This window comes from Actinosynnema sp. NPDC059797, from assembly GCF_042732085.1.
GTDB lineage: Bacteria > Actinomycetota > Actinomycetes > Mycobacteriales > Pseudonocardiaceae > Actinosynnema.
Genome location: NZ_JBHWIE010000359.1, coordinates 1 through 7,043, shown reverse-complemented (window position 1 = coordinate 7,043; position 7,043 = coordinate 1). Strand labels below are relative to the sequence as shown.

The following is a 7,043-nucleotide window of genomic DNA, read 5'->3' as shown; positions in this document are numbered from 1 at the left end:
GTTGTGAGCAGGAATCCACGGCTCCGGTTGTTACCCTCCAGGTGGTCCACATATCCGGAGGTAACCGTGGAATCGACGCTTGCGGCACATCGCGAGAATGTCTTTTCGGTTGTCTCGGCAATTCTCGCCGAAGTGCTCCCCGCTGCCGAACCGATTCCCGGGCGAACCCTCCGGGAATGCGGGCTCGACTCGATCGCGGCCACCCGCGTGGTGCTGGAACTGCGCCGCAGGCTGGGCGCCGACGTACCGGTGCGGTGGTTGGCCGACGCGGACCCCAGCGCCCTGGTGGACCGGCTGCTGGAGGACGCGCCGCCGGCGGAGCCCGCCCCGGTGGTGTCCGCTCCGGCGGCTCCCGCCGGCCAGGACGCCGAACCGTTCCCCCTCAGCCCCCTCCAGCAGGCGTACGTCGTCGGCCGCGACCCGGAGCTGACCGACGACCCGGTCGGCTGCCGCGTCCACCGCGAGTTCACCGTCCCCGACGCCGACTGCGACCGGCTGGTCGCCGCGTGGCACCGGCTCGTGGCGCACCACGACGCGCTGCGGCTCGTCGTCTCCGAGACGGGGACGCAGCGGGTCCTGCCCGACCACGCCGCACCCCCCGTGCCGGTGCACGACCGGCGCGACTCCACCCCGGACGCCTTCGCCGCCCACGTGCGCGCGGTGCGCGACCGCCTGGAGGACGCCGTGCCGGGCTTCGGCGAACCGCTCGCGGCGGTGGAGATCTCCCTCGACGCGGACGACACCGCCGTCGTGCACCTGGCCGTGGACGGCCTCGCGGTCGACGGCCGCGGGCTGGCCGTGCTGCTCGCCGACTGGCACCGCCTCTACACCGACCCGGCGCACGTGCCGCCCGCGTCGCCCCTGTCGTTGCGCGACTGCGCCCTCCTCCTCGCGGCCGAGCGCGACCCCGCCGCCCGCGCGGCCGACCTGGCGCACTGGGCCGCCCGGCTCGACCCGCTGCCGCCCGCCCCGGTGCGGATCCGGCCCGCCGCCGGCTCGTCCGGGCGGCGCGCCCGGTTCGGCGGCGAACTCGACGCGGACCGGTGGGCCGTCCTGCGCGCCCGCGCCGACCGGCTCGGCGTCTCGCCGACGGCCCTGCTGCTGACCGCGTTCACCGAGTCGCTGACCCGGCCCGGCCCTCCCGCGCCCTGCTCGGTGGTCCTCACCACCAGCGACCGGACCCGCCTGCCCGCCGCCGCCGACCGCGTGGTCGGCGCGTTCACCTCGACGGCGGTGTTCGTGGCGCCGGCCACGACGGCCCTGCCCCTCGACGAGGCGGTGCGCGAGGTGCACGACCTGTTGTGGCGCGACCTCGACCACATCGGCACCTCCGGCGTCACCGCGCTGCGGGCGCTGCGGGGTCGCGGCCCCGCCCCCGACCTGCCCGTGGTCTTCACCAGCCTGCTGGACGCCGCGCGCGAGGGGGAGGACGGCGGCTTCGCCGACGCGGTGGTGCACGGCTCCAGCCGCACGTCCGGCGTGGCCCTCGACTGCCAGGTGTGGCCCTGGCGCGGCGGCCTGGCGTGGCGCTGGGACGTGGCCGCGGACCGGTTCGACACCGGCGACCCCGAGGTGCTCTCCGCCCGCTTCGCCACGGCGCTGGACGTGCTCGCCACCTCCGACGAGGCCGAGGTCCGCCGCCCGCTCAACCAGCTCCAGCAGGCGTACTGGGTGGCGCGCGCCGCCGAGCGCACCGCCGACGACGGCTGCCAGGTCCACCACAGCTTCGAGTTCGACCACCTGGACGTCGACGCCCTGGCCCGCGAGTGGGTCCGGCTCGTCGCCCGGCACGACGCGCTGCGCTCCTGCGCCTCCCACGAGGGCGACCTGGTCGTGCTGCCGCAGGCGCCCGACCGCGCGCACATCGCCGTGGTCGACCTGCCCGCCGGCGCGGACGGCGAGGCGTTCGCCGAGCGCACCGCCGCCGACATGGTCGGCGCGGCCTTCCCGCTGGGCCGCCGGCCGCAGTGGGAGCTGCGCGTGGTGCGCCGCCCCGACGGGTCCGCCACCCTGCACGCCGCCGTGGACCTGATCGTCCTCGACGGCCGCAGCATCCACCTGGTGCTGCGCGAGCTCGTCGCCCGCACGGTCGGCGCGGACGCCCGGTACCTGCCCGAGCCCGCCCGCCACGCCGCGCCCGCGCCCTCCCCGGAGGACGTCGCCGCCGCGTCCGCGCACTGGCGCGACCGCCTGGCCGACCTCCCCGCCGGCCCCCCGACGACCCCGGCGCCGCGACGGCGGCGCACCCGGCTGTCCTCCCGGCTCACCGGGTGGGCCGCGCTGCGCGCCGAGATCGACGCGCGCGGCCTGCACCCGGACGCCGTGCTGGTCGCCGCGCTGCTGACCGCCCTGGAACCGGGCGTCGACCGCGACTTCGCGGTGCCGGTGGTGCGCTGGACCGAGGCCACCGAGGCGCTGCGCCCCGGCGAGCACACCGTGCTGAGCTGGCTCGCCCGCGGCCCGGCCGGGCGGACGCTGGCCCAGCGCGCCGCCCACAACCACGACCTGCTCGCCTCGGACCTGGCGGCGTCGGCCGCCGACGGCCTGGGCGAACTGCGCCGGAAGGTGCTGCGGCAGCGGGACACCACCGGCTCCGGCTTCCCCGTCGTGTGGACCGGGCTGCTGGAGATGGACGACGCGGCGCTCCCGCCCGGCACGCGCGGCGGCCCGTGGCGCACCGCGACGCCCGACGTGTCGCTGGACTGCATCCCGATGGCCGAGGGCGACGTCCTCTCCTGCTGGTGGGACGCCGTGCCCGACGACTTCCCGCCCGGCGCGGTAGAGGCCGCGTTCGAGCGGTTCACCGCCCTGCTGACCGCCCTCGCGGCGGGCACCGGGTGGGACGCCCGCGCCGAGGGCGCGCCCGCCGCGCCGGACCTGGCCGCCTGGAACGACACGGCCGCGCCGTTCCCCGTGGACGCGCCCGCGCACGTCCTGGTCGAGCGGCAGGCCCGCCGCACCCCCGACGCCGTCGCCGTGCGCCACCGCACCGGCACCACCACCTACCGCGAGCTGGACCGCCGCGCCAACGGGCTCGCCCACGCGCTGCGCGCCCGGGGGGTCGGCCGCGGCACGGCGGTGGCGGTCTCGCTGTCCCGGGGACCCGACCTGGTCGCCGCCGTGCTCGGCGTGCTCAAGGCGGGGGGCTGCTACGTGCCCGTCGACCCCGCCCTGCCCGCCGCCAGGGCGGCGTCGATGCTGCGCACCAGCGGCGTCGAGGTCGTCCTCCGGGACGCCGGCCCGCGCTGGGCGGCGCCCGCCGGCCTCCGCCACCTCGACGTGGCCGACGCCGGCCCGGCCGACCACCCGCCGACCCCCGTCGTCGACCAGCACGACCTCGCCTACGTCATCTTCACCTCCGGCAGCACCGGCACGCCCAAGGGCGTCGCCGTGCGCCACCGGGCCCTGCTCAACCTGCTGGACTGGTGCGGGCGCACCTTCGCGTTCGGCCCGGCCGACACCGGCCTGATGGTGACCTCGTTGGGGTTCGACCTGTCCGTGTTCGACCTGTTCGGCCTGCTGGGGTGCGGCGCGTCGGTGTACGTCGCCGACGAGACCCAGCTGCGCGACCCGGCCGTGCTGCTGGACCTGCTGCGCACCGAGCCGATCACCTTCTGGAACTCCGCGCCGACCACCCTGGCCCAGGTGATGCCGCTGCTGGCGGACCTGAGCGGCGGCGACCCCGGCACCGACTCGCTCCGGCTGGTGTTCCTCAGCGGCGACTACACCCCGCTGAGCCTGCCCGACGAACTGCGGCGGGTGTTCCGCGGCGCGGAGGTCGTGAGCCTCGGCGGCGCGACCGAGGCCACGGTCTGGTCCAACTACCACCGGGTGGGCCGGGTGGACCCGGAGTGGCGCAGCATCCCGTACGGCCGCCCGATCGACAACGCGCGCTACTACGTGCTCGACGAGCGGCTGGACCCCGCGCCCGTCGGGGTCGAGGGCGACCTCTACATCGCGGGCGAGTGCCTCGCGGTCGGCTACCTCGGGATGCCGGCCCTGACCGCCGCCCGGTTCGTCGCCGACCCGTTCTCGCCCGAGCCCGGCGGCCGGCTCTACCGCACCGGCGACCGGGCGCTGTACCGGCCCGACGGCGTGATGGTGTTCCTCGGCCGGGCCGACGGGCAGGTCAAGGTGCGCGGGTTCCGCGTCGAGCTGGGAGAGGTCGAGCACGCGCTGCGCGGCCACCCCGGCGTGAAGGACGTCGTGGTGCTCGTGCGCGCCGACCCCGGCGGCGACCGCAGGCTGGTCGCCTACGTCGTGCCCACCGGCGGTCCGGTGACCACCGCCGAGCTGCGCGCGCACGCCGCCCGCACCCTGCCCGACTACATGCTGCCCAACGCGGTGGTGCCGTTGGCGGTGTTCCCGGCCACCGCCAACGGCAAGCTGGACCGCGACGCGCTGCCCTGGCCCGCGCCCGCCGAGCCGGCCGCGCCCGCCGAGCCGGCCGCGCCCGTCGCCGCCGTGCCCGCGGTGCCCGCCGCGTCCGCGTCCGCAGTCGCCGACGAGCTGCGCGGCATCCTGTCGACGCTGCTGGGCGTGGCCGAGATCGACCCGGACACCGACCTGTGGGACCAGGGCGCGACCTCGTTCACCATGATGCAGGTCTCGGCCGCGCTCCAGCGCTCGCACGGCTGCCGCGTCCCGGTCGCCGTGCTGCTCGACGACCCGACCGTGACCGCCATCGCCGCCCACGTGGCGGAGCTGACCGGCGGTCTCCCCGAACCCGGCGGGGCGGTGGCGGACCGCCTCGCCGACCCACCCCCGCCGTCCGGGCCGCCCGCCTCGGTCGACTTCTTCTCGGCCGGGGAACGGGCCGCGTTCAAGGCCGCCGGGTGGGGCACCCGGCGGTTCGGCGAGGACGCGCGCCGCGTCGCGCTGCCAGGCCCCGTACCGAGCGCCGCGGAGGTGCGCCGCCGGGCCAGCACCCGCGAGTTCGCCGACCGGCCGGTCGACGTCGCCGACCTCGGCGCGCTGCTGGCCCTGCTGCGCGACACCGACGTCGACGGTCGCGCCCGCAGGCTCTACCCCTCCGCCGGAGACACCTACGGCGTGCAGGTCTACGTGCGGCTGCGGCCCGGCGCCGTGACGGGCGCGGAACCCGGCCTGTACTACCACCACCCGCACGAGCACGCCCTCGTGCTCGTCACCGCCGAACCGGCCATCGACCGGTCGGTGCACTTCGTCTACAACCGACCGGTGCACGACCGGGCGGCCTTCGAGGTCTACCTGGTCGGCAGCACGCGGGCGGTGGCCCCGCTGTACGGCGAGGATGCGCGGCGCTACCTGCTGCTGGAGGCGGGCTACCTCGGCCAGCTGCTCATGCTGGGCCAGGCGGACGCCGGCCTCGGCCTGTGCCCGATCGGCGACCTCGCGTTCGACCGGGTGCGCGACGAGTTCGCCCTGGCCGAGGGCGACGAGTTGCTGCACGCCTTCCTCGGCGGACCGGCCGGGCGCGCGACCGGCGTCGCCGGCAGGCTCCCCGCGCCGCGCGCCGTCGCGGCGGAGGTCGCCGTGGTCGGCGTCGCGGGCCGCTACCCGGGGGCCGACGACGTGGACGCCCTCTGGCGGCTGCTGCGTTCCGGCGCGACGGCCGTGGCCGCGCCGCCCGCCGCGCGGCGCGACGTGCTCGGCGCGGTGCCCGGCGGCTACCTCGCCGACGTCGAACCCGTCGACACCGCGCTGTTCCCGTCCGCCGGCGGTGACGCGACCGCGCTCGACCCGCAGACGCGCCTCCTGCTGCACACCGCCTGGCAGTGCCTGGAGAACGCCGGGCACACCCCCGCGTCGCTGCCGCCGCGCGTCGGCGTGTTCGTCGCCGCCATGTGGCACGACCACCAGCAGGTGGGCGCGGACCGCTGGCGCGCGGGCGATCGGGCGGTGCTGTCCTCGCTGGCCGCGGACCTGCCGAACCGCGTCTCCCACGCGTTCGGGTTCACCGGCCCGAGCGTGGCCGTCGACACCGCCTGCTCGTCCGGGCTCACCGCGGTCCACCTCGCCGCGACCTCGTTGCGGGCGGGGGAGTGCGACGCGGCCCTCGTGGCCGGCGTGAACCTGATCGGCCACCGCTACCACGCCGCCCTGCTGTCGGACCTCGGCCTGGTCGCCGAAGCGGGGTCCACGGGCGCGTTCGACGCGGCCGGTCCCGGCTGGTCCCCCGGCGAGGGCGTCGGGGTGCTGCTGCTGCGCCGCGCCGCCGACGCCGCCGACGACACCGTGCACGCCCTCGTCGAGGGCAGCGCCCTCGGCCACGCGGGGGGCGGCGGCCGGTTCGGCGCGCCCGCGGCGGACGCGTTGCGCGCCTCCGCGGCGGCGGCGCTGGAGGCGGCGGGTGTCGGCCCGGAGGACGTCGGCTACGTCGAGTGCGCGGCGGCCGGCGCGACCATCGCCGACGCGGCGGAGGTCGAGGCGCTGACCGCGCTGCTGGCCGACCGCGGCGAACCCGTGCCCGTCGGCACCGTCAAGCCCAACGTCGGCCACCTGGAGGCCGCGTCCGGCCTGGTGCAGTTCACCAAGGTGCTGCTGCAACTGCGGCACGGCGAACTCGCGCCGACCCTGCTCGCGGAAGAGCCCAGCCCGCTGGTCGACTGGACCGGTTCGCCGGTCCGCCCGTGCACCGCGGTGCGACCCTGGCCCCACGGCCCCCGCCGCGCGCTGGTCACGGCGGTCGCCGCGACCGGCTCGCACGCGCACGTCGTGCTGCGCGCCCCGGACGCGGTCCCGCCGCGCCCGGAGCCCGCGGGTCCCGCCGCCGTGCTGCTGTCGGCGGACGACGCCGCCTCGCTGCGGGCCTCGGCCGCCGCCCTGCGCGACCACCTCGCCGACGCGCGACCGCGACCGGCCGACGTCGCCTACACCACGCAGTGCGGTCGGGCCGCCCGCCCGGTGCGCGCCGCGTTCGACGCCGCCGACCTCGACGCGCTGATCGCCGACCTCGACGCGTTCGCCTCGGGCGGCGCGGTCGCGGCGCGCGACGAGCGGGCCCGCCGCTGGGCCGCGGGCGAGGAGGTCGACTGGCGTCCCCTGTGGACCGCCCCGGGCCC

General features: G+C 77.7%; 1 protein-coding gene. It reads left to right on the top strand.

What is annotated here, in order from left to right; genetic code table 11:
- Positions 1-3: 3 nt before the first annotated feature.
- The coding region (locus tag ACFV4N_RS36995) for an amino acid adenylation domain-containing protein (protein WP_499677325.1) at positions 4-7,043 on the top strand (7,040 nt) is incomplete at its 3' end.